Source organism: Caulobacter sp. RHG1 (assembly GCF_013181195.1).
Lineage (GTDB): Bacteria > Pseudomonadota > Alphaproteobacteria > Caulobacterales > Caulobacteraceae > Caulobacter.
The window spans coordinates 251,885-272,401 of record NZ_SMZP01000009.1 but is presented as its reverse complement, the minus strand read 5'-3'; the positions used below and the strand labels follow the sequence as shown (position 1 = coordinate 272,401).

General features: G+C 68.6%; 20 protein-coding genes and 1 pseudogene. 13 read left to right on the top strand and 8 right to left on the bottom strand.

Annotated elements, in window-relative coordinates; translation table 11 throughout:
* Positions 1-83: 83 nt before the first annotated feature.
* From E1H18_RS23090 to E1H18_RS23080, 3 genes are all read left to right on the top strand, one after another.
* Positions 84-860 carry a response regulator gene (locus E1H18_RS23090; RefSeq protein ID WP_172273392.1) on the top strand — a complete coding sequence of 259 codons (777 nt, stop codon included), beginning with the start codon at positions 84-86 and terminating at the stop codon, positions 858-860.
* A complete protein-coding gene (locus E1H18_RS23085; RefSeq protein ID WP_172273389.1) occupies positions 857-2,266 on the top strand; it encodes an ATP-binding protein in 1,410 nt (469 codons plus the stop codon). The genes E1H18_RS23090 and E1H18_RS23085 overlap by 4 nt, the downstream gene beginning before the upstream one ends.
* Positions 2,267-2,356: 90 nt before the next feature.
* Positions 2,357-3,097: a hypothetical protein gene (locus tag E1H18_RS23080; RefSeq protein ID WP_172273386.1), complete on the top strand. Its 741-nt coding sequence runs from the start codon at positions 2,357-2,359 to the stop codon at positions 3,095-3,097.
* On the opposite strand, the gene E1H18_RS23075 is transcribed toward E1H18_RS23080, so the two are convergent.
* Entirely contained in the window at positions 3,072-3,740 is a 669-nt protein-coding gene (locus tag E1H18_RS23075; protein WP_172273383.1) for a DUF1345 domain-containing protein, read from the bottom strand. The genes E1H18_RS23080 and E1H18_RS23075 overlap by 26 nt on opposite strands.
* Positions 3,741-3,858: 118 nt before the next feature.
* On the opposite strand from E1H18_RS23075, the pseudogene E1H18_RS23070 reads away from it, so the two are divergent.
* Both E1H18_RS23070 and E1H18_RS23065 read left to right on the top strand, forming a co-directional pair.
* Positions 3,859-4,015, top strand: a pseudogene (locus E1H18_RS23070) (hypothetical protein).
* A 23-nt stretch (positions 4,016-4,038) separates the two neighbouring features.
* The gene (locus E1H18_RS23065) at positions 4,039-4,242 is read left to right on the top strand and encodes a general stress protein (protein WP_172273377.1); all 204 of its coding nucleotides are present in this window, start codon (positions 4,039-4,041) and stop codon (positions 4,240-4,242) included.
* A 149-nt stretch (positions 4,243-4,391) separates the two neighbouring features.
* Here the strand turns inward: E1H18_RS23065 and egtB are convergent, their stop codons facing one another.
* The 3 genes from egtB to E1H18_RS23050 all read right to left on the bottom strand — a co-directional run bounded on the left by egtB (position 4,392) and on the right by E1H18_RS23050 (position 8,567).
* On the bottom strand, positions 4,392-6,554 hold the full coding sequence (egtB, locus tag E1H18_RS23060; RefSeq protein WP_172273374.1) for an ergothioneine biosynthesis protein EgtB: 2,163 nt from the start codon (positions 6,552-6,554) through the stop codon (positions 4,392-4,394).
* A 313-nt stretch (positions 6,555-6,867) separates the two neighbouring features.
* The gene (locus E1H18_RS23055) at positions 6,868-7,491 is read right to left on the bottom strand and encodes a cysteine hydrolase (protein WP_172273371.1); all 624 of its coding nucleotides are present in this window, start codon (positions 7,489-7,491) and stop codon (positions 6,868-6,870) included.
* Positions 7,488-8,567 (bottom strand): LLM class flavin-dependent oxidoreductase, encoded by a 1,080-nt coding sequence (locus E1H18_RS23050; protein ID WP_172273368.1) that lies wholly within the window; start codon positions 8,565-8,567, stop codon positions 7,488-7,490. Before E1H18_RS23050 ends, E1H18_RS23055 begins: the two co-directional genes overlap by 4 nt.
* A 177-nt stretch (positions 8,568-8,744) precedes the next feature.
* On the opposite strand from E1H18_RS23050, the gene lptC reads away from it, so the two are divergent.
* From lptC to spt, 7 genes are all read left to right on the top strand, one after another.
* Entirely contained in the window at positions 8,745-9,377 is a 633-nt protein-coding gene (gene lptC / locus E1H18_RS23045) for an LPS export ABC transporter periplasmic protein LptC (protein ID WP_172273365.1), read from the top strand.
* Between the two features lies 1 nt (position 9,378).
* Positions 9,379-10,503, top strand: coding sequence for a glycerophosphotransferase (locus tag E1H18_RS23040; protein ID WP_172273362.1), 1,125 nt, complete (start codon positions 9,379-9,381; stop codon positions 10,501-10,503).
* Positions 10,500-11,885 (top strand): lipopolysaccharide biosynthesis protein, encoded by a 1,386-nt coding sequence (locus tag E1H18_RS23035; RefSeq protein WP_172273359.1) that lies wholly within the window; start codon positions 10,500-10,502, stop codon positions 11,883-11,885. The genes E1H18_RS23040 and E1H18_RS23035 overlap by 4 nt, the downstream gene beginning before the upstream one ends.
* Positions 11,848-13,566, top strand: coding sequence for a fatty acyl-AMP ligase (locus E1H18_RS23030; RefSeq protein ID WP_172273356.1), 1,719 nt, complete (start codon positions 11,848-11,850; stop codon positions 13,564-13,566). Before E1H18_RS23035 ends, E1H18_RS23030 begins: the two co-directional genes overlap by 38 nt.
* Positions 13,541-14,503: a ceramide reductase gene (gene cerR / locus E1H18_RS23025; protein ID WP_370526582.1), complete on the top strand. Its 963-nt coding sequence runs from the start codon at positions 13,541-13,543 to the stop codon at positions 14,501-14,503. Before E1H18_RS23030 ends, cerR begins: the two co-directional genes overlap by 26 nt.
* A 76-nt stretch (positions 14,504-14,579) precedes the next feature.
* Positions 14,580-14,831 carry an acyl carrier protein gene (locus E1H18_RS23020; RefSeq protein ID WP_172273350.1) on the top strand — a complete coding sequence of 84 codons (252 nt, stop codon included), beginning with the start codon at positions 14,580-14,582 and terminating at the stop codon, positions 14,829-14,831.
* 4 nt (positions 14,832-14,835) lie between these two features.
* Positions 14,836-16,050: a serine palmitoyltransferase gene (gene spt, locus E1H18_RS23015; RefSeq protein WP_172273348.1), complete on the top strand. Its 1,215-nt coding sequence runs from the start codon at positions 14,836-14,838 to the stop codon at positions 16,048-16,050.
* A 60-nt stretch (positions 16,051-16,110) separates the two neighbouring features.
* On the opposite strand, the gene E1H18_RS23010 is transcribed toward spt, so the two are convergent.
* The 3 genes from E1H18_RS23010 to E1H18_RS23000 are packed head-to-tail and all read right to left on the bottom strand — an operon-like array spanning position 16,111 to position 19,018.
* Complete coding sequence (locus tag E1H18_RS23010; protein ID WP_172273345.1) at positions 16,111-16,983, bottom strand: hypothetical protein; 873 nt, start codon at positions 16,981-16,983, stop codon at positions 16,111-16,113.
* Positions 16,980-17,894: a diacylglycerol kinase family protein gene (locus tag E1H18_RS23005; protein ID WP_172273342.1), complete on the bottom strand. Its 915-nt coding sequence runs from the start codon at positions 17,892-17,894 to the stop codon at positions 16,980-16,982. Before E1H18_RS23005 ends, E1H18_RS23010 begins: the two co-directional genes overlap by 4 nt.
* Entirely contained in the window at positions 17,891-19,018 is a 1,128-nt protein-coding gene (locus E1H18_RS23000) for a CDP-alcohol phosphatidyltransferase family protein (protein WP_172273339.1), read from the bottom strand. Before E1H18_RS23000 ends, E1H18_RS23005 begins: the two co-directional genes overlap by 4 nt.
* Before the next feature lie 77 nt (positions 19,019-19,095).
* Between E1H18_RS23000 and E1H18_RS22995 the strand changes: the two genes are divergently transcribed.
* Positions 19,096-19,980: a metallophosphoesterase gene (locus E1H18_RS22995; RefSeq protein WP_172273336.1), complete on the top strand. Its 885-nt coding sequence runs from the start codon at positions 19,096-19,098 to the stop codon at positions 19,978-19,980.
* Here the strand turns inward: E1H18_RS22995 and E1H18_RS22990 are convergent.
* Positions 19,973-20,473 (bottom strand): DUF2141 domain-containing protein, encoded by a 501-nt coding sequence (locus E1H18_RS22990; RefSeq protein ID WP_172273333.1) that lies wholly within the window; start codon positions 20,471-20,473, stop codon positions 19,973-19,975. The two genes, E1H18_RS22995 and E1H18_RS22990, sit on opposite strands and share 8 nt — an antisense overlap.
* Between the last annotated feature and the right edge of the window lie 44 nt (positions 20,474-20,517).

The window sequence follows — 20,517 nt, the reverse complement described above, 5'->3', positions numbered from 1 at the left end:
CGACATTGGGCCACATGACAGGGTTGCGCCCCTGTTTCAGCCGTGAAATCTGAGCGTGACGGGGGCGTGACAGGAAGCATCGCATGGAAACCGTCCAGAACACCGCACCCGGTCCCGCCCAGGGCGAACCCGACGCTCTCCGCGGCGCCGCTCCGCGCATACTGATCGTCGACGACGACCCCGGCATCCGTGACGTCGTCTCCGAGTTCCTCAGCCGCCACGGCTATGCCGTCGAGACCGCCCAAGACGCCCGCACAATGGAGCAGGTGCTGGCGCGCGGCCCGATCGACCTGATCGTGCTGGACGTCATGCTGCCGGGCGAGGACGGCTTGGCCATCTGCCGCCGCCTGTCGGGCGCCAGCGACGCTCCGGCGATCATCATGCTGTCGGCCATGGGCGAAGAGACCGACCGCATCGTCGGGCTGGAGCTGGGCGCCGACGACTATCTGCCCAAGCCTTGCAATCCGCGTGAACTGCTGGCCCGCGTCCGCGCCGTGCTGCGCCGTCGCCAGGAGCCGCGCGCCGTCGACGACGCCATGGGCGCAGCCTGCGAGTTCGCTGGCTGGCGCCTGGACCTGGTTCGCCGCGAACTGCGCTCGCCGCAGTCGGTGGTGGTCAACCTCTCCAGCGGAGAGTTCTCGCTGCTGCGCGCCTTCGTCGAACGTCCGCAACGGGTGCTCACGCGCGACCAGCTTCTGGACCTGGCCCGCGGCCGCGACAGCGACGCCTATGACCGCGCCATCGACGTCCAGATCAGCCGGTTGCGCCGCAAGCTGGACGACGGCGGCGGCGGCGAACTGATCCGCACCATCCGCAGCGAAGGCTACATGTTCACCGCCAAGGTGCTGCGCACGCCATGACGATGTTCCGGCGCGGCGCGCCGCTGTTCGTGCAGGCGCTGGGCCTGGTCATCGTCACCCTGGTGGCGGCCCAGCTGATCTCGATCGCCGTCATCTTCAACCTTCCGCCGCCGCCGCCGGAGTTCTATCGCTCCAGCGAGATCGCCCGCGCCATGCGCACCGGCCAGCCCGTGCAGGCCCGCGACGGCCGGCAGCTGGTCGTGCGCCAGCGCAACGCCTTCCGCTCCGAGGGCGTCGACAGCCCGCGCCGCGCCGACTTCAAGGCCGGCGTCAGCCGCGCGATCGGCGTGCCGGTCGACCGGATCGAGCTTCATACCGACAACGGCCCGCGCTTCTTCGTCCGCCGCAACCAGATTAACAAACCCAAGCCCCCGGAAGGTCCGCCCGGGCCGCCGCCCGGCCCCGGCGCGCGCGAGCCTTTCGCCCGCGAGGGCGGACCCGGCGCGCGCGGCCAAGGTCCCGATGAGCCACTCATCTTTGGCGACTTCAAGCTGGGCGTGCGCCAGAGCGACGGCCACTGGCTGGTGGTCGAGCCACGCCCCAGCCTGCGCCTGGACAGCTGGCAGCAGCGGGTGCTGCTGATCCTGCTGCTGTCGGTCATCGCCGTCTCGCCGCTGGCCTGGCTGTTCGCGCGCCGGCTGTCGCAGCCGATCACCGCCTTCGCCGACGCCGCCGAGCGCCTGGGCAAGGACCCGCGCACGCCGCCGCTGAACCTGACCGGCTCGACCGAGGTTCTGGCTGCCGCCTCGGCCTTCAACATGATGCAGGAGCGCCTGCGCCGCTATGTCGAGGACCGGACGGCCATGGTCGGGGCCATCGCCCACGACATGCGCACGCCCCTGACCCGGCTGAAGTTCCGCATCGAAGCCACGCCTGACGACATCCGCGCCAAGCTGGCGGCTGACATCGACCAGATGGACGCGATGATCTCGGCCACCCTGGGCTTCGTGCGCGACACCAGCCGCCCGGCCGAGCGCACCAAGCTGGAGCTGTCCTCGCTGGTCGAGAGCGTCGTGGACGAGGCCGCCGAGACCGGCGGCGCCGCCACGGTCGAACGGGCCGAGAAGGTGGTGATCGAGGGCGATCCCGTGGCTCTCAAGCGCCTGGTGTCCAACCTCGTCGAGAACGCCCTGAAGTACGGCGGCGCGGCCCGCGCGCGGGTCTATCCCGAGGACGGCATGGCGATCGTCGAGATCGACGATGACGGCCCTGGCGTGCCCCCAACCGAGCTGGAGCGGGTGTTCGAGCCCTTCTATCGCGGCGAGCCCTCACGCAACCGCGAGACGGGCGGAATTGGTCTAGGCTTGGCGGTTGTCCGCTCCCTCGCGCGCGCCCACGGCGGCGATGTCACCCTGCATAACCGACAGGGCGGCGGCCTGCGGGCCTGCATCCGCCTGCCGGCCTAGAATGTTTCAGCGCCGCAAGGCGCCGTCGGACGGCTGACATTCCCGGGACATCCGGCCGCGCTTCAAGCTTGGCCAAACGGAGATCCCTGGATGACGCCCCGCACGCTCGGCCTGACCGCCGCTCTCGCCCTGACCTTGACGGCCTGCGCCGCCGGACCGCCGGAAGGTCCGCGCCGAGGTCCGCCGCCCGGCGAGGACGGCCCCGGCCCGCGCGGCGGCGGCCAGCAGCTGTTCATCAGCCCGGCGGGCGAACCGTTCCGCGCTCCGCCGGGCGCCCCCTACCCCGTCGCGGCCTGGTTCGCGGGCGCGGACGCCAATCACGACGGCGCCCTGACGCGCGACGAGTTCGTCGCCGACTCGCTGCGCTTCTTCGCCATGGTCGACGCCGACCATGACGGCGTGATCGACGGGTTCGAGGTCAGCGCCTACGAGCAGCGCATCGCGCCCGAGATCATCGGCGGAGCGCCGCCCTCGCTGCGGCGCGGTCCGATGGGCCAGGGCCCCGGCGGCGGCGATGGCCCGCCCGGCGGAGGACGCGGCGGTGGCGGCCCGCCTGGCGGCGGCAAGGGCGGCGGCCGAGGCGGCATAAGCGGCAACGCTCTGCAGGGCGCGTCGCTGTATGGCCTGATCGCCGAGCCTCAGCCGGTCATGGGCGCCGACGCCGACTTCAACCGTCGGATCACCAGGGACGAGGCGACCAAGGCCGCTGTGACGCGCTTCAGGCTGCTGGATGCCGACAAGGACGGCGTCCTGCGCCTGGAGACCCTGCCCAAGACGCCGGCCCAGCTGCGAGCAAAGGGCGGTCCTAGCCGGAAACCAGGCCGGCGATGAGATTGATTCCCAGCGCCAGGATGGCGGTGTTGTAGAAATAGGCTGCCGCGGCGTGGGCGGTGACCAGGCGACGCAGCTTCGAGGTCAGGATGGCGTTATCCGACACCTGGAAGGTCGCCCCCACGCTGAAGGCCAGATAGGCGAAGTCGAGATAGCTGGTCGGCTGCTCGCCCGGAAACTGGATCGCGCCCGGCGCCGAGCCGTCGCCGAAGTGGCGGTGGGCGTAGTGCAGGACGAACACCGACTGCAGCACCAGCCAAGACAGCACCAGGGTCGCCCCGGCGCAGACGGCGATCAGCCCCCGCGCGCCGGTGGCTGTCGTCTTGGCGGCGATCATGGCGTCGACCACCGCCCCCAGGCTGGCGAGGATGGCGGCAAGCACGATCAGCAGGAGGACGGGCACGCCCTCGTCTTCCTGCGCCGCCCGCGAGCGCACCTCGGCCTCGTCGGCGCGTAGAAACAGCGCCCAGGTGGTCAGTAGATAGACTAGGGCGGCGCAGTCCCAGCCCAGCAACAGGTGCGCGCCCCGCGGCGCTCCGAAGATTTTCGCCGCCGTCCAGGCGACAATTCCCGCCGCCAGCGCGGCCGGCAAACGCCAATGAGCGGCGGCGGTATCGAGCATCTGCTTGGCGTTGCGGGGCATTCTCAGACGACTCCTTGTTTCGCCGCTGATCCCTGTGCGGCGTAATTAGTGCTGCCAAGCGGTGAACCGAAACCGTGTTCGCTGGTTACTTCACCGGAACGCGCAGGAAACGACGCCAGTGACCGACCCAACCGCCCCGCCCCCGCCCGAGCCTAAACCGCCCGAGTATGAGCCCGGCGTTATACCCGTCGAGGAGCCCCCTACCTCGCCGCCACCGGTCGATCCGGGGGACGACCGTCCCTATAGCGCCGCGACCTGATGCGTACCGCCTGTGACCAGTCCCGACTAGGAGCCCCACATGGACATCGATAGCGAACGTCCCCGCGGCCGTCGCGGTTTCGCCGCCATGGACCCGGAACGCCGACGCGAGATCGCCAGGAAGGGCGGAGCTAGCGTGCCCAGTGAAAAGCGCAGCTTCGCCAAGGATCGCGATCTGGCGGCCAACGCCGGACGCAAGGGGGGCTCGTCCTCCCGCAGCGGTCGACCCGGCGAACGACTCTAAGACGATCGAACCGCGAGGTTCGGACGCCGGTTCCGGCTCACTCGGAACCGGCGCCTTTTCGTGTGTGGGTCGTCGCTCCTGACCCAGACGCAAAAAGATAGGGCCGCCCCTCAAAGGGGCGGCCCTTTTGCTTGGCGGTCGTGCGGAAATCAGGCTGTCAGGGCGTAGACGGCGAAGGCCGGATCCTCGCTGACCCACCGCTGCGCCACGGTCCAGCCGGCGCGCCGCGCGATCGCCTCGAACGCCTCCGGGCGGTACTTGTGCGAGTTCTCCGTGTGGATCGTCTCGCCAGCCGCGAAACGGAAGCCATGGTCGCCGACCATGACGATCTGGTCGCAAGCGCTCTCCAGATGCATCTCGATCCGGCTCTCCTCGGCGTTCCAGACCGCTCGATGTCGGAAGGCCATCGGATCGAAGGTCCCGCCCAGCTCGCGATTGATGTGGACCAGAATGTTGCGGTTGAACGCCGCCGTCACGCCTTGGGCGTCGTCATAGGCCGGCACGAGGACGTCCGCGCTCTTGGCGACGTCGGCGCCGACGATGAACAGCGACCCTGGCCCCAGCAGCTCGCGCGCTCCACGCAGCAGGGCTTCGGCCTCGTCGGGCGCGAAGTTGCCGATGGTCGAGCCAGGGAAGAAGCCCACCGGCGTATGACCGCGCGCGCCCTCCGGCAGGCGCATGGCCTGGGTGAAGTCGTCGACCAGCGGCGCGACGGCCAGGTTCGGATAGTCGGCGCGCAGGCTTGCGGCAGCCGCCTCCAAGGCGCTGGGGCTGATGTCGATCGGGGCGTAGACGGCGACCTGCGGGGCGGCGTCCAGCACGATGCGGGTCTTGGTGCTGGCCCCGCTGCCGAACTCGACCAAAGCCGCGCCGTCGGGGATGCGCGCGGCGATCTCCGGGGCGATCTGGCGTAGCAGCGCCGTCTCGGTGCGGGTCAGATAGTATTCCGGCAGCTCGCAGATCGCCTCGAACAGGCGCGAGCCCTCGGCGTCGTAGAAGTACTTGGCCGACAGGGTCTTGGGACTGGCCGAGAGCCCGGCGATCACTTCGCTGAGGAAGCCGTTCTCGGGCGTCACCGTGCTCAGGCGATCATCGTCGGCGAGGCGCACGCCGCCGAACATCCAGCGCTTGTCCGGGTGGAAGAAGTTGCGATAGCTGGCCCGCGTGTGGCCGCAGGGCGTGGCCTCGCAGCCGCCGCGCAGCACCATCTGGCTAACCATGAACTTGCCGTTGTACTCGCCCAGCGCGCCCGCCTCCGGCTTGAAACCCGGATAGGCGCTGTACGCGCTGGACGTCCATTGCCACGCCGCGCCGTAGAGCTGGCGCAGGGCCGAGGGGCCGCTGGCGGTGGCGGCGGCCTCCCACTCGGCCTCGGTGGGCAGACGGCGGCCGCTCCAGGCGGCGAAAGCGGCGGCCTCGAAATAGCTGACATGCAGCACCGGCGCATTGGGGTCGACCGGATGGCGGCCGCGCAGGGTCATGGTCGTCCAGGTCCCGTCGGCTTCGCGCCGCCAGTAGCCCGGGGCTTCCCAGCCCTCTTCCTGGATCTTGCTCCAGCCCTCGGACAGCCAGAGGTCGGCCTGGACATAGCCGCCAGCCTCGATGAAGGCGATCCACTCTCCGTTGGTCACCAGCCTGTCGGCCAGGCGGAACGGCGCGACATAGGTCTTGTGGCGGGGGCGTTCGTTGTCGAAGGCGAAGCCGCCCTCGCCCGCCCCGATCTCGACCAGCCCTCCAGCGAAACGATGGAACCTGAGAACGCCCGCGTCCGGGCGCTTAGCCGGCGCACCTGGCTGGTAGGCCGGACTAAGCGGCGATTGAGCGAACAGATGCAGGATATCCATGAGGATCAGCTCCTGATGCTGCTCCTCATGGGCCAGGCCCAACTCCAGCCGCTCGCGGATTTCCGGCGTCAACGGGCCGTCCAGCAGGCGGATCATCGCCGCATCGACATGGGTGCGATAGGCCCCGACCGCCTGGGCCGAAGGCCGGGTCAACAGACCTCTCTGCGGGCGCGGCTGCCGCGGCCCCACAGCCTCGTAATAGGAATTGAACAGGTAGCCGAAGCTCTCGTCGAAGACCTGGTAGCCCGACAGGAACGGCGTCAGCAGGAAGGTCTCGAAGAACCAGGTCGTATGCGCCCGGTGCCATTTGGTCGGGCTGGCGTCGGGCATCGACTGGGCCGCCTGATCCTCGGAGGACAGCGGCGCGGCCAGGGCCTCGGTGCGCCAGCGGACGCGGCGGTACTGGTCGGCCGAGGTCTCGACGGGCGCGCCGACAAGGTCCATCGCGGGCAGATCGTCCGGGGTCATGAGCGCTCCTGAAAGGCCAAGGCGGGCGGCGTCAGGGCCCGCGACGACAACGTACCGGCAACTTCAGTGTTCCCCCGTGCATCAGCAAGCACAGCGACCTGAGGCTGCTGACAACGGATGTCAGGAAGCGTACGGCGGCGCTTGAACGCGCCAAACCCAATTCGAGCGAATTATTTTTGAAAAGACGTGAGGGCGCGAGCTCGCGGGGACGTCACTTCTTCGAGGACGTCGGCAGCCCCTTACCGCCGACGAACCCCAACCGGCCGGGGAATTGAGCAGCCTCGGCCGGACCCCACTTTCCAGATTTCCGCCTTCAGGCGCCCCAAGCGGTCGTGATGCGCGCCGTATCGGTGACGATTGCGGTGTTCAGGTCCATCACCTTCAGCGCGCCGACATGCAAGTCGGGCTCATACGCCGCGCAGGCGTCGGCGGCGACGATCACGTGATAGTCGAGGTTGAAGGCGTCGCGGGCCGTGCCGTCGACGCAGCATTCCGTCGTCACGCCCGCCAACACCACCGTGTCGACGCCGATTGCGCGCAGGTGCTCATCTAGGTCGGTTTCCCAGAAGGCGCTGTAGCGGGTCTTACGAACCGCCAACTCGCCCGGCCCGGGCTGAGGCCCGACAAAGGCGCTGCCAGCCTCCCCGTCCCGGCAGATCGCCGCCTCGACCTCCGGATCGCCGCCACGTCGGCGCAAGCGCTCCAGCAAGACCGGCGAGTCGGTCTCGGGCCGCGTGAACAGGCCCGTGAAGATCACCGGGACGCCGGCGGCCCTCGCCGCCTTGGCCAACCGCTGCGCGGCGTCGAGGGCCGCCGGCATGGCCGACAGGTCCGCCCCCCAACGACCAGCCGCGCCATCCAGCGAGACGAAGTCGGCCTGCATGTCGATGATCAGCAGCGCGGTGCGCTCCGGCGCGATCCAGTGCTGCAGGCTCATGCAAAGGCCTCACGCAGATGGGGCAGGATTTCCGAGCCGAACATGGCCAGGCCCTCGGCATAGTCGGGAAAGATCAGCATCAGCCCGTCCAGCTCGCAGTCCGTCATGAAGGCCTGGATCTGCTCGCGGCAGGAGGCGGGCGAGCCGATGACGGTCTGAGTCAGGAACGCGCCCTGCTTTTCCGCCGTCGCCTGCAAGCGATCGGCCGGCACGCCCCAGCTCTGCAGCATGGCCAGAATGGCGCCCATGTCCGCGCCCTCCGCGTAGCGACGGGCCAAGGCTTGCGCCGCGGCATCGCTCTCGGCGTGGATCACGGTGCACATGGCATAGACCCGCACGCTCTTGCCCAGGCTGGAGGCCAGCGCCTTGGCCCGCCGCGAGGCGTCGCGATGGTCGCCGCGCGAACGCCCGCCGATGAAGCAGGCGTCGGCCTCGCGCACCGAGAACTGGAAGCCGCGGTCCGACATGCCCGCACAGATCAGCTCCGGCCGTGGCTGGGACAAGGGCTTGGGCCGCGACTGGCAGTCCTTCATCGTGAAGTACCGGCCGGCGAAGTCGACGCTGTCCTCCGCCCACAGCCGCTTGACGATGGTCGTCCACTCCTCGGCCAAGGCATAGCGGTCGTCGTGCGACAGCGAATCGTCCCAGGCGCTCATCTGGTCGAACTCGGCCTTGTAGGCACCCGCGACGATATTCAGTCCTGCCCGGCCGCCACTGATGTGATCCAAGGTGGCGATCATCTTGGCGGCCACGGCCGGGTTCTGCAGCAGCGGGTGGAGGGTCGCCCAGATGCGGACCGTCTTGGTCGCTTCGGCCAAGGCCGCCATCAGCGTCACCGATTCCAGGGCCGTGCCCCAGTGATCGGTCTCGCCGCCAAAGCCCCGAAACTTGGCCATAGACATCACGAAATCCAGGCCGATCTGATCGGCGGCCACAGCCGCGGCGCGGTTCTGGGCGTAGAGGCCGTCCAGCGTCGGCGTGGTCTTCGAGACGATCCAGCCCCCATTGGCGACGGGCAGGAAGACGCCGAAATCCTTGTGCTTGGAATCCCTGCGTTTTGGCGGGCGGTCGAACATGACGCAGATCCTTACACGGGGCGCGCGGGAACATCACGCCGTTCGCGGCGGGCGACAACGGCTCAGTTTCCGCGAGGGTAGAAAGCCCTATTTCGGCCGCGCCGCGCTGCGCCAGGTGCGTGCAGATAGAAACAAAGGTCTTGGGCGAAAGCCGGCGTAGGACTATCCATTCCCCAAATGCTCACCCAGACCGATGGCGCGTCCGCCGTCCCCTCTGTTCCCAGCGCCGCAGAACGGGCCCGCAATCGCCGCCGGGCGCCGGTCCGCCGACTGCGCCTGGGCCTTGCCGTCTTCGCCGCGGTCATCGGCGTCGCCGTGGTCGGTCAGGCCTCGTGGCGCAGCTTCGCCTCAAGCAAGCTGCAGACCCAGGCGACCGCAACGCCGCTGCTCCTGGACAAGCCGCGCTTCACCGGCGTGCTGAAGGACGGCCGCGCCTTCCTGATCACCGCCCAGCGCGCCGAGCGCGATCCCAAGGACGAGAACCTGGTTCGCCTGATCGCTCCGACCCTGGTGCGCGGCTATGGCGAGCCGGAATCGACACAAGCCACCGCCAAGACCGGCGTCTATCGCGAGGCAGAGCACAAGCTGCTGCTATCCGAAGACGTGAAGATCGAAAGCGCCGAGGGCTACACCTTCGACGCGCCCCAGGCTCTGATCGACATGCGCACCGGCGAAGTCACGGGCCAGTCCGGCATCGAGGGCTCGGGCCCCAACGCCAGCACTCGCGCCAACAGTTACGAGGTCACCGACAAGGGCGACCGGGTGAAGCTGCAGGGCCGGGTCCGCACGCGGCTGGAGCCCAGTCGCTGACGTGGCCGCCGCCAAACGCGTCTGCTTTCTCTACATCGCGCAACACCATCAGGTCTGGCACAGCCTGTCGGTGGCTGTCGCCATGGCCCGCCGCTGGCCGGGCGTGAAGGTCGAGATCGCCGCGACGACGTCCGACCTGCTGGGCTATGTCGAAAGCCTGCTGGCCGATCTGGGCGGCGCGCCGATCGAGCTGGTCCTGCTGCCGCCCGCCTGGCTGCGCAGCCTTGGCCGGGGCGCCCCGCCCAAGGCGCCGATGCTGATCGCCAACGCCCTGCGGCTATCGCGCTACGACGCGGTGATCACGCCCGAGCGCACCACGGCCCTGCTGCGCCGAATAGGCGTGCGTCACCCGCTGCTGGTCTACACCCAGCACGGCGCCGGCGACCGCGAAGGCCCGTTCGAGCCACGCCTCAAGGTGTTCGACATCGTCATGGCCGCGGGCCGCAAGCAACGCGACCGCATGGTCGGCGAAGGCTGGGTCAAGCCCGACAATTGCGCGATGGTCGGCTACCCCAAGTTCGACCTCGTGGACGACCTGCCCCCCCGCCCCGCCCCGCGCTTCGACCGCGAAGGCCCGGTGGTGCTGTACAATCCCCACTTCCACGCCCAGCTGGGCTCCTGGCCCAAGTGGGGCCGGCAGGTGCTGGAGCACTTCGCGGCCAACGATCGCTACAACCTGGTCTTCGCCCCGCACATCCGGCTGTTCGAGACGGCCTCGATGGAGGAGCGCGCCGCGTTCAAGGCCTTCGCCGAGCATCCGCGCATCCATGTCGACCTGGGCGGGCCAGCCGCGGCCGACATGACCTACACCCGCTCGGCCGACCTCTATCTGGGCGACGTGTCCAGCCAGATCTACGAGTTCCTGCGCACGCCCAAGCCGTGCCTCTTCCTCAATTCCAGCGGCGCGATCTGGTGCGGCGACCCCAGCTTCCACCATTGGCTGTATGGTCCGGTGCTGGAGAACATCAGCGGATTGGGCGACGCCCTGGACCAGGCGTTCGCGACCCACGAGGACTATCGCGAAACCCAGGCCTGGGGCATCGACGAGACCTTCGACACCAGCAACACGCCGGCCTCGGTGCGGGCCGCACGCGCCATCGTCGACCGCCTGGAACGCGCCGCATGACCGACGCTCCAGCGGCTGCCAAGCCCGTGTCGCCCCTGAAGAAGGTGCTGGCCAACGCCGGCCAACTGCTGAGCGGCCGCGTCGTCAACGCTGTGGTCGGCCTGGCCTATATCGCCCTGACCGCCCGAAGCCTTGGCCAGGAAGCCATGGGCGTCGTCGTGCTGGTCAACGCCTTCGCCCAGTTCCTGGGCGAGGTGGCGCACTTCCAGTCGTGGCAGACCCTGATCACCTACGGCACGGGTCCGCTGATCGAGAACGATCGTCCCAAGTTCCACCAGGTGCTGCGGCTGTCGTTGCTGCTGGACCTGATCAGCGGCGTCCTGGGCGTTGTCCTGGGCGTGCTGGGAGCCCTCTTCTTCTGGAAGACACTGCAGTGGCCAGCTGACGTGATCGGCTATGGCGCGCTCTACGCCCTGTCGATCGGGGTGATGACCTCGGCCACGGGCGTGGGCCTGCTGCGGATGTTCGACCGTTTCCGCTACCTGGCCGGCCAGCAGGCGGTCAGCTCGCTGGTGCGGATGGTCGGCTGCGCGATCTGCGCGGTGCTGCACGCGCCGATCCAGTGGTTCCTGCTGGCCTGGGCGGCCGGCACCTTCGCCCAGTTCATCTATATCGCCGCCATCGCGATCTGGGACCTCAACAAGCGCGGCCTGCTGAAAGGCTTCGCCGTGTTCGGTCCCACCGGCGCCGGCCTGCCGGGCGTCTGGCGCTTCGCCATGGCCACCAACTTCTCCAGCACCCTGGACGTGGGTTTCACGCACGTGCTGACACTGGTCGTCGGCGTCCTGCTGGGCCCGGTCCAGGCGGGGTACTGGCGGATCGGCAAGCAGGTGGCCGACGGCATGGCCAAGCCGGCTCGCCTGATGGTGCCCGCCCTCTACCCCGAACTGGCCAAGATGCGGGCTTCCGGGGGCCAGCAGGCGATGACCAAGCTGGCCCTGCAGATCGGCCTGATCGGCGGCGCCGCGGCCGGCATATTGTTACTGGTCAGTCTCGTCGCCGGACGTTGGATATTGACCACGGTCATGGGAGAAGGCTACGGCGCAGCGGCGGGTGTGATGAACTGGCAAGTCGCGGCCGCCGCCATCGGGGTCATGACCTTGCCGCTGGAACCGATGCTGGTCTCGATGCGCGCCGCCGGCGCCGCACTGGCCGTTCGCCTGGTGGTGGTGATCGCCTACCTGGCGGCGCTGGTTCCGTTGATCACCACGTTCGGCCTGACCGGCGCGGGCGCTGCTCTGGTGGCGTCGGCCCTGGCGATGGCCATAGGCATGTATTTCATGGCGCGCCGACGGCTCGCTAGACTCGCGGCGGAAGAAGGCTCCGCTCGCACCGACAAAGACGATGAAGGCCCAAGCCATGATTACGCCCACGGCGTCTGACCGCACCGTTCGGTTAGCCGACTTCCCGACCCTGACCCAGGCCCTGGATTTCGCCGCGACCGGTGAAACCGGGATCAACCTGCATTCGCTGCGCGGCGAACTGGTCGAGGCCCTGCCCTACGCCAAGCTCCGCGACGACGCGATCGTTTTGGCCCGCCGTCTGCTGGCGACTGGCGCCAAGGTCGGCGACAGCGTGGCCCTGCTGGCCGAGACCGACGGCGACTTCGTCCGCGCCTTCTTCGCCTGCCAATATGCCGGCCTGCTGCCCGCACCGATGGCTCTGCCGACCCCGCTGGGCGGTCGCGAGGCCTATATCGAGCAGATCAGCAACCTGGCGAAATCCGCCCAGGCCCGCATCCTGATCGGCCCGGTCGGCCTGAAGGACTGGGTGGCCGAGATCGGTCAGCGCGCGGGCCTCGACTTCGCAGGCGTCCTGGCCGACCTGCCGGAAGACGGCGGCGCAGACCTGCCGACCATCACGCCGGAAGATCCCTGCTACCTGCAGTTCTCGTCGGGCAGCACCCGCACCCCGACGGGCGTCCTCGTCTTGCACAAGGCCCTGATGGCCAACTGCGTGGCGATCACCCGCGACGGCCTGCAGGTCGTGCCCAGCGACCGCGCCATTTCGTGGCTGCCGCTCTATCACGACATGGGCCTGATCGGCTTCCTGCTGGCCCCGCTGTCCTGCCAGATGACGGTCGACCTGCTGCCCACGGGCGCCTTCGTGCGCCGCCCGCTGCTGTGGATCGACCTGATCGGCAAGAACGGCGCGACGATCGCCTACAGCCCGACCTTCGGCTACGAGCTGTGCGCCCGCCGCGTGCAAGGCCAGCCGCTGGACAATTACGATCTCTCGCGCTGGCGCAACGCCGGCCTGGGCGGCGACATGATCCGCATGCCGCCACTGAAGGCCTTCGTCGAGGCCTTCGGCCCGGCCGGCTTCTCGCCCAAGGCCTTCGTGGCCAGCTACGGCATGGCCGAGGCGACCCTGGCGCTGTCCATGGCTCCGCTGGGGCAAGGCCTGCGCGCGGAGACCCTCGATGTGGAACGCCTCGAGCGCGACAACCTCGCCGTCGATGCGCCGGAAGGCTCCGAGCGCGCGCGCGACTTCGCTCGCTGCGGCCCAGCCCTGCCCGATCACCTGCTGGAAGTCCGTGACGACAACGGCGCCGTCCTGCCCGAGCGCGGCGTCGGCCGGATCTTCGCCAAGGGCCCCTCGATCATGAGCGCCTACTTCGCCAACCCCGAAGAGAGCGCTCGCGTTCTGTCGGCCGACGGCTGGCTGGACACTGGCGATCTGGGCTTCAAGATCGAAGGCGAGATCGTCATCACCGGTCGCGCCAAGGACCTGATCATCCTGAACGGCCGCAACATCTGGCCGCAGGACCTGGAATGGACCGCCGATCACGAGATCGGCGGCCTGCGTAGCGGCGACGTCTGCGCCTTCGCCATCCCCGCCGAGCCGGAAGACCAGATCGTGGTCCTGGTGCAGGCGCGCGGCGGCGACGCAGACACCCGCGCAGCCCTGGTCGAGCAGGTCGCGACCCTGCTGCGCACCCGTCACGGCGTCGACGCCAAGGTCAAGCTGGTCGGCGCACACGCCCTGCCCCAGACCTCGTCCGGCAAGCTGAGCCGTTCGAAGGCCAAGATCGCCTATCTGGCCGGAAACTACGGTGACTAAACCTGTCGTCGCCGTCACCGGCGCGACGGGCTTCCTGGGTCGTCACCTGATCCGCGCCTTGGCGCAGGACGGCTGGACGCCCCGCGTCCTGGTGCGCCGCGATCCAGTCCATCCCCTGTGGCGGGATATCGAGCTTGAGGTCGTCGCTGGCGACCTCCGGACTCCCGGCGCGCTCGAACGCCTGTGCCGAGGCGCGGATGTCGTCATCCACGTCGCCGGCCTGATCAAGGCCGCGTCGCTGGAGGGCTTCAACGCTGTCAATCGCGACGGTGCTCGGGCCGCCGCCCTGGCCGCGAAAGCGGCAGGCGCGCGTTTCATCCTCGTTTCGAGTTTGGCGGCCCGCGAGCCGTATCTGTCGAACTACGCCGCCAGCAAACGCGCGGGCGAGGACGCTGTCCTCGAAGCGCTGCCCCAGGCTTTGATCGTGCGACCGCCTGCGATCTACGGGCCGGGTGACACAGAGACGCTGGCCCTGTTCGAACTGGCGGCCAAGAGTCCGTTCCTGCCCGTGCTCTCCCCGGACTCGCGAATAGCGATGATTCACGTGCAGGACGCCGCGGCGAAGCTTGTCGACTACTGCAAAAGACACTCCGCGGGGGTCGTCGAACTCTCGGATGTGCGGCGTAGCGGATACACTTGGGCGGAAATCATGCGCGCCGCGGGGGTGGCGATGGGCCGCAGGCCAAGCCTGGTAAGGGTTCCCGACGCCGCCATCAGAGCCGCTGGAGCCCTTGCGGATGCTTGGTCTTCAGCGACCAAAACACCGCTCGTCTTCGGTTCCGGCAAGGCTCGGGAATTGATTCACGCCGATTGGACACTATCTAGCGCTCCGATGGCGGAGGGAGTACCCAGCGTGTTCGGTCTGACCGACGGGTTTCAGAACACCGTCGACTGGTACCGAGCAGAGGGTTGGTTGCCAAAAAACATCGCCGCCTGAGCGAATTGGGCGGATATCTGACAGACTCGCCGTTACAGTAGTGTCACGGGTGGGGCTCCCGGAGGTTTGATTTAGTATGGAAACGGTGACGGATCTCAGCTTGCGCGAGATCGGGGTTGCGACGAGCAAGGTTCTGGGACGCCCGGTCGAGGTGCACGCAGAGTCTCATATCGGTCGCGATCTCGCCGTAGATTCGCTGGCCCTCATGAACATCATCATGGAGCTCGAAGACACCTTCGACATCTCCATTCCGCTGGATCGCCTGGCCTCTGTGGAGACCGTCGGCGACCTTTCCAAACTGATCAACGATCTCCGGACTAGGGCTTAACTTAATGGGGCTGTTTGATAAGCACCTGGCCTATCGCGATGCGTACAAGGCCATTCAGGACGCCGGGGCTGACCCGTTCAAGGTCCGCTTCGACGCCGTCACCTCGCCGACCGAAGGCGTCGTCGAAGGTCGTCCGACAATCCTGCTCGGCACCAATAACTATCTGGGCCTGACCTTTGACGAAGAAGCGATCGCCGCTTCGGTCAAAGCGGTACAGGAACGCGGCACCGGCACGACCGGTTCCCGCATCGCCAACGGTTCGTTCGAGGCGCACGTCGAACTCGAAACCGAGCTGGCCAAATTCTACGGCCGCAAGCACGCCATGGTCTTCACGACCGGCTACCAGGCCAATCTGGGCGTGCTGTCGACCCTGGTGGGTCGCGGCGATCACCTGATCCTCGACGCCGACAGCCACGCCTCGATCTACGACGGCTCGCGCCTGGGCCATGCCGAGGTCATCCGCTTCCGCCACAACGATCCCGAAGATCTGGCCAAGCGCCTGCGCCGCCTGGGCGACGCGCCCGGTGAGCGCCTGATCGTGGTCGAAGGCGTCTATTCGATGATCGGCGATGTCGCGCCGCTGAAGGAAATCGCCGCTGTGAAGCGCGAGCTGGGCGGCTACCTGCTGGTCGACGAAGCCCACTCGATGGGCGTCCTGGGCGCCACGGGCCGCGGCCTGGCCGAAGCGGCCGGCGTGGAAGACGACGTCGACTTCATCGTCGGCACCTTCTCCAAGAGCCTGGGCGCCATCGGCGGCTTCTGCGTCTCGAATATGGACGATTTCGACGTCATGCGCGTCGTCTGCCGTCCCTACATGTTCACCGCCTCGCTGCCGCCGGCCGTGGTCGCCTCGACCGTGACCGCCCTGCGTCGCATGGTCGAGCAGCCCGAGCTGCGCGACCGCCTGAACCGCAACGCTCAGCGCCTATACGACGGCCTGACCGCCATGGGCTTCCACACCGGCCCGACGGCCAGCCCGGTGGTCGCCACGACCATCCCGGACCAGGAACGCGCCATCGCCATGTGGAACGGCCTGCTGCAAGCCGGCGTCTACCTGAACCTGGCCCTGCCGCCCGCCACGCCGGACAGCCGTCCGCTGCTGCGCGCCAGCGTCAGCGCCGCCCACACCGACGAGCAGATCGACGCCGTCCTGAACGCCTTCGCCGAGATCGGCGCGGCCTTCGGCGTCATCGAGCCCCTGCAGCGCGCTCGCGCCTAAGGCTTCCGCTCCGCTGGAAACAGAAACGCCCGGACCTTTCGGTCCGGGCGTTTTCGTTTGTCAGCGCCGGCTCCGCCAGACCTTCCACAGCACTCCGGGCGCGGCCAGCACCGGGAAGCGCTCCCGCCAGGGGGTCAGCTCGACCTCGACGCCGGTGTGGCGCTGGATCTTCCAGACGGCGTAGCGAGCGGCCCCCTGGAAGGTGAAGGACGCCTTGATCAGGCGCGCCACGTTCAACGGCTTGCCCAGGGCCTTGCGGACGCTCCAGGCCTTCTGCAGCCGCTTGCGCTCGCTCTCGGCCATGGCCGCGCCCTCGTCGCCCTGCACGGCCTCCATCACCCGCTCGTAGCGGTCGGGGTCGTAGGTGAGGATCGAGACCTCGCGGCCCGCCTTCTCGACCCGCAACTCGGCCTTGTAGGTCTCCTGGAACAGCGCCGTCCACAGGGCCAGCGGCGCGCCGCCAATGGGGCCCAGGGCGATGGCGAAGCGCGCGGCGGTGCGGCAGGCGTCGGTCACGGCGTCGATCACCGTCTGGCGCGCGCCGTCGGCGGTCCAGATCAGGGCGCAGGGCTGAACGAAGCGGGCCCAGATGGTGGTGTCGATCCCCTGCCCGCTCGTGGCCCTGCGGAACTGCGCCAGGGTCATGGAGGCGACCTTGGCCCGCAGCGCCTCGCCGTCGTGCTCCAGTTCGTGATAGCTGACGTCAGGCCACAGGAGGCGAGTGAACAGACCCCGCCAGCCGGCCGGCGGCCGCTCGGTCAGGACATAGTAGTCCAGCACCCCGGACAGATCGCCCGTACGCAGGATCGAGCCGTAGAACAGCACCGCCTGGGCGCCCGGGAACAGCGTCGTGAGATGCTCGGCGAAGGCGGTGATCGGCTTAGGCGTCTGGGTGGACAGCTCGGCCGCGACGAGGTCGCGAAGGCCGTTCATCCGACCAGGAACCGCAGCGAGGGTCCCAGGCCGATGGTCAGGTCGTCGCCGTCGAAGATTTCGCCGTCCAGCACGAACGGCGCGCCTCCGGAGAGGGTGACCTTGGACGGATCGCGGCGGCGATAGCCCATGCTCTCCAGCTTGGGCTCGGCCTTGCCGCTAAGAACCAGCGGCAACGCCTTCCAGAGGCGCTTGGGCGGGGCGTCGACATCCAGGATCTTGAGGCCCTCGCGCGGCTCGCCGAAGGGCTTGAGGCCGAAGGGCAGGCGCTTCAGGGCCGTGACGACCACGGCGAAGCGCTCGCCCCCCGACTGGGTCTCGCCGTCGAGCGACAGCCGGGCGGGCACGCCTTCGCGCCACTCGTCCCGCGTGCCGCCGAACAGCGCGCCCAGGGTGGCGGTGAAGATGGTCACGGCCACCGCCAGATTGTGGAAGAAGCCAACCTTGTGGACCCTCTGCGACAGGCTGGTGGCCTTCACCGGCGCGCCGACGCCGAAGAAGAAGCCCTGCAGGCACGGACGCTCGTCGGCCCAGCTGACCCGCAGCGGCGGACGCGACTTGATGCGCGGTTCGGCCTGCCGGACAGCGACCAGGGCCTCCTCCAGCCGCCAGTCGTTGGGCGTGCCCAGATCGATGGCCAGCACGTTGGTCTTGCCCGAGGGCAGCACCGCCAGCAGCGGCACGTCCTCACCAAAGGTGTGCGGCAAGAGGCTGATGACGTCGCGGACCGTGCCGTCGCCGCCGTCGATGATCAGCAGGTCCAAACCGTCCTTGGCGAAATCCTCCAGGGCCAGCTTCAGGGCCTCGCGTCCGAAGGGCTCGACCAGGCGCACGCCCTCGGGCGTGGGACCGGGCGGATGCACCCGATTGCCGTGGCTCTTCGGATTGCGGACGACCCCGATGCGCGTCATTTCGCCAACCAGGACTGGATGGAGCCCTTGGGCGCGAACAGGCCTTGCAGGATCTGCACGGCGTGGACGATCAGGCAGATCGCCGTCCAGATCGCCACCAGGGTAAAGCCGACGTCCGGACGGCCGACGAGGGCTGCGCCGGTCATCAGGATCAGGTTCGGGTTCCGGCGGGCGGTGATCAGGCGGAAGAAGCTGTCGAACGGCCGCCAAGCGTGGACCTCCAGCTTGAAGAGGGCCAGGAAGATACCCTCCTCCACCCGCTGCAGGACGTAGCCGCCGAGAACCACCGCCAGGCTGAGGCCTGCATAGGGGATCTCCTGACCGACCGCATAGACGCCGACGAACCACGCCCACCACCAGAACGGCGGGTGGACCAGGTCGATGCCGTGGTCGAAGACGTTGCCCCACTTGGACGAGGTCAAGGTCACCCGGGCCAGCTTGCCGTCGACCGTGTCCAGGAAGGTCATGATCCAGGCGCAGACCAGACCCCAGCCGAAGTGGCCGGTCCAGAACAGGTACATGGCCGCCAGCACCAGCAGGAAGCCAATGCCGGTCACTTGGTTGGGGGTCATCTTGGCGATGGCGCACCAGCGGGTGACGACGCGGGCCGGCGCGGGCCAGACATATTTGGTGACGAGGTCGGTGACGCCTTTGTACGAGCCCTGGAACAGGCGCTTTTCGACCGCGCGGACCGTCTCCGGCGTCAGGCGCTCCAGCACCGGCGGCTCACGCTTGCGCAGCGCGCTGTTATAGGCCGAGCCCAGCTCCAGCGCGGTCAGGCGGATCAACCGGGGATCCAGGCTCGAAGGGTCCTGGCCGGCGTGCAGCGCCTCGGTAGCGGCATAGGCCAGCTCGGCCGGGGCATGAACGGCCACGGCGCGGCCGGCGTCGTCGACCAGCACCGCGCCTTCGCGGCCCGCCAGCGCCTTGATCAGCGATTCGTCGAACACCCAGCCCGCGTCCACGGCGACCACGGCGTGCGACAGGTCGGCGGCCGGCGTCTCGACCATGTCCAGGCGGCGATAGATGCGCGACAGGCGCTCGCCCGAGGTCATGCCCCAGATCCGTCCGCCGCCCTGGCCTACGGTGACCGCGCGCGGCCGGCTTTGCATTTCGCTACTCAAAGACAGATAAACCCCTTCAAACCCGAGCCGCTTGATAAGCGGCTTCGCCCGCTTCGACCAGAACGACCCGAACCGCCTTGTCCATATACCGTATCGCGCATCTCTCCGACCCCCACCTGCCGCCGCCCGCCGGGGCTTTCGGCTGGAAGGACGTCTTCACCAAGCGCCTGCTCAGCCGCATCGCCTGGCGCAAGAAGCGCAAGGTTCATCGGCCCGAGATTCTGGCGGCCCTGGTCGCCGACCTGAAGGCCGCCGCGCCAGATCATGTGGTGATTAGCGGCGATCTCACCAACTTTGCTTCGCACACGGAAATTGCTGCCGCGACGGCGTGGCTCCAGTCGTTGGGCCCGGCGAACGACTTGACCGTCAGTCCGGGCAATCACGATGCGCTCGCAGGCGTCGGCGGACCGGAACGCTTCGCCCCCTGGACGCCGTGGCTGGGCGACGCCGGCGAGACCGTCTTCCCGCAGGTGCGCGTGCGTGGCCCGGCGGCGATCTTCAACCTGTGTTCGGCCGTGCCGACCGCCCCGCACCTGGCCACCGGCCGCCTGGGCGAGGACCAGCTTCAGCGCCTGGACACCGCCCTGGCCGATCCGGCCTATGCGGACCTTTTTCGGATCGTCGTACTGCACCACCCGCCGCACAAAGGCGCGGTGTCCAAGCGCAAGGCCCTGGACGACCAGGAGGCCCTGCGCGCGGTGCTGGCCAAGCACGGCGCCGACCTGATCCTGCACGGCCACGCCCACGAGGCGCTGGTCGGCTCGGTGCCAGGTCCGAACGGCTCGGCCATTCCGGTTCTGGGCGTGCCGTCCGCCTCGGCCAAGCCCAGCGGCCACTCTCCCGCCCGCTGGCATTCCATCGAGATCGAAGGCCAGCACGCCCGCATCGTCGTGCGGGGCATCGAGCCGGGTCGCGAAGGCTTGGCCGAGTTAGGCCGCTACAGCCTGGCCGATCTCATCTAGCGGGGTAACGGACCTTGACGCGGATCGTGGTCTCGCCGGGCTTCACCCCGAAGCGGACCGCGTCGAAGGCCGGAGCGCCGAACTTGGTCGGTGCGTCGTTGGAAAAACCGTAGCCCTCGGTGGGCATGCCGTCCGGACTGCGAGTCAGGTCACCGTTGCCGTCGGCGTCGTGGTAGATGACCACGGCATAGGCGTCGGTCTGTGAAGGCAGGAAGAAGCAGGCCTGACTCATCGGCGCCGAGGTCTTGATCTTGGCGCGCCCCACCTTGCCCTTGGCGGTCATGAAGCGACTGGGATCCCCCGGATAGACGGTGACGATCACATTGCCGGCGTTCGAGCGCAGCGCGCCCACCTGCACGTTCAGGCGCGTCGGCGTCTTGCGCCCCACGCACTCCTTGTCCGTCAGCGCACGGGCCACGCCCTCGGAATGGGCGGCCGGCGCCGTCGCGACCGTCGCGAACATCGCGGCGACGAGAACGGATCGTGCTTTCATCTAAAACGCCGCATCCCTATTGTTACGCGTGGGGCGATCTCTGC

Excerpts from the sequence above, each read along its gene's own strand:
- E1H18_RS23035 (WP_172273359.1), top strand. The coding sequence starts at position 10,500 with ATGACCGACGCTCCAGCGGCTGCCAAGCCCGTGTCGCCCCTGAAGAAG.
- E1H18_RS23085 (WP_172273389.1), top strand. The coding sequence starts at position 857 with ATGACGATGTTCCGGCGCGGCGCGCCGCTGTTCGTGCAGGCGCTGGGC.
- E1H18_RS23055 (WP_172273371.1), bottom strand. The coding sequence starts at position 7,491 with ATGAGCCTGCAGCACTGGATCGCGCCGGAGCGCACCGCGCTGCTGATC.
- E1H18_RS23005 (WP_172273342.1), bottom strand. The coding sequence starts at position 17,894 with ATGACGCGCATCGGGGTCGTCCGCAATCCGAAGAGCCACGGCAATCGG.
- E1H18_RS23080 (WP_172273386.1), top strand. The coding sequence starts at position 2,357 with ATGACGCCCCGCACGCTCGGCCTGACCGCCGCTCTCGCCCTGACCTTG.
- E1H18_RS23075 (WP_172273383.1), bottom strand. The coding sequence starts at position 3,740 with ATGCCCCGCAACGCCAAGCAGATGCTCGATACCGCCGCCGCTCATTGG.
- lptC (WP_172273365.1), top strand. The coding sequence starts at position 8,745 with ATGCTCACCCAGACCGATGGCGCGTCCGCCGTCCCCTCTGTTCCCAGC.
- E1H18_RS23030 (WP_172273356.1), top strand. The coding sequence starts at position 11,848 with ATGAAGGCCCAAGCCATGATTACGCCCACGGCGTCTGACCGCACCGTT.
- E1H18_RS23020 (WP_172273350.1), top strand. The coding sequence starts at position 14,580 with ATGGAAACGGTGACGGATCTCAGCTTGCGCGAGATCGGGGTTGCGACG.
- E1H18_RS22990 (WP_172273333.1), bottom strand. The coding sequence starts at position 20,473 with ATGAAAGCACGATCCGTTCTCGTCGCCGCGATGTTCGCGACGGTCGCG.
- spt (WP_172273348.1), top strand. The coding sequence starts at position 14,836 with ATGGGGCTGTTTGATAAGCACCTGGCCTATCGCGATGCGTACAAGGCC.
- E1H18_RS23090 (WP_172273392.1), top strand. The coding sequence starts at position 84 with ATGGAAACCGTCCAGAACACCGCACCCGGTCCCGCCCAGGGCGAACCC.
- E1H18_RS23050 (WP_172273368.1), bottom strand. The coding sequence starts at position 8,567 with ATGTTCGACCGCCCGCCAAAACGCAGGGATTCCAAGCACAAGGATTTC.
- egtB (WP_172273374.1), bottom strand. The coding sequence starts at position 6,554 with ATGACCCCGGACGATCTGCCCGCGATGGACCTTGTCGGCGCGCCCGTC.
- E1H18_RS23010 (WP_172273345.1), bottom strand. The coding sequence starts at position 16,983 with ATGAACGGCCTTCGCGACCTCGTCGCGGCCGAGCTGTCCACCCAGACG.
- E1H18_RS23065 (WP_172273377.1), top strand. The coding sequence starts at position 4,039 with ATGGACATCGATAGCGAACGTCCCCGCGGCCGTCGCGGTTTCGCCGCC.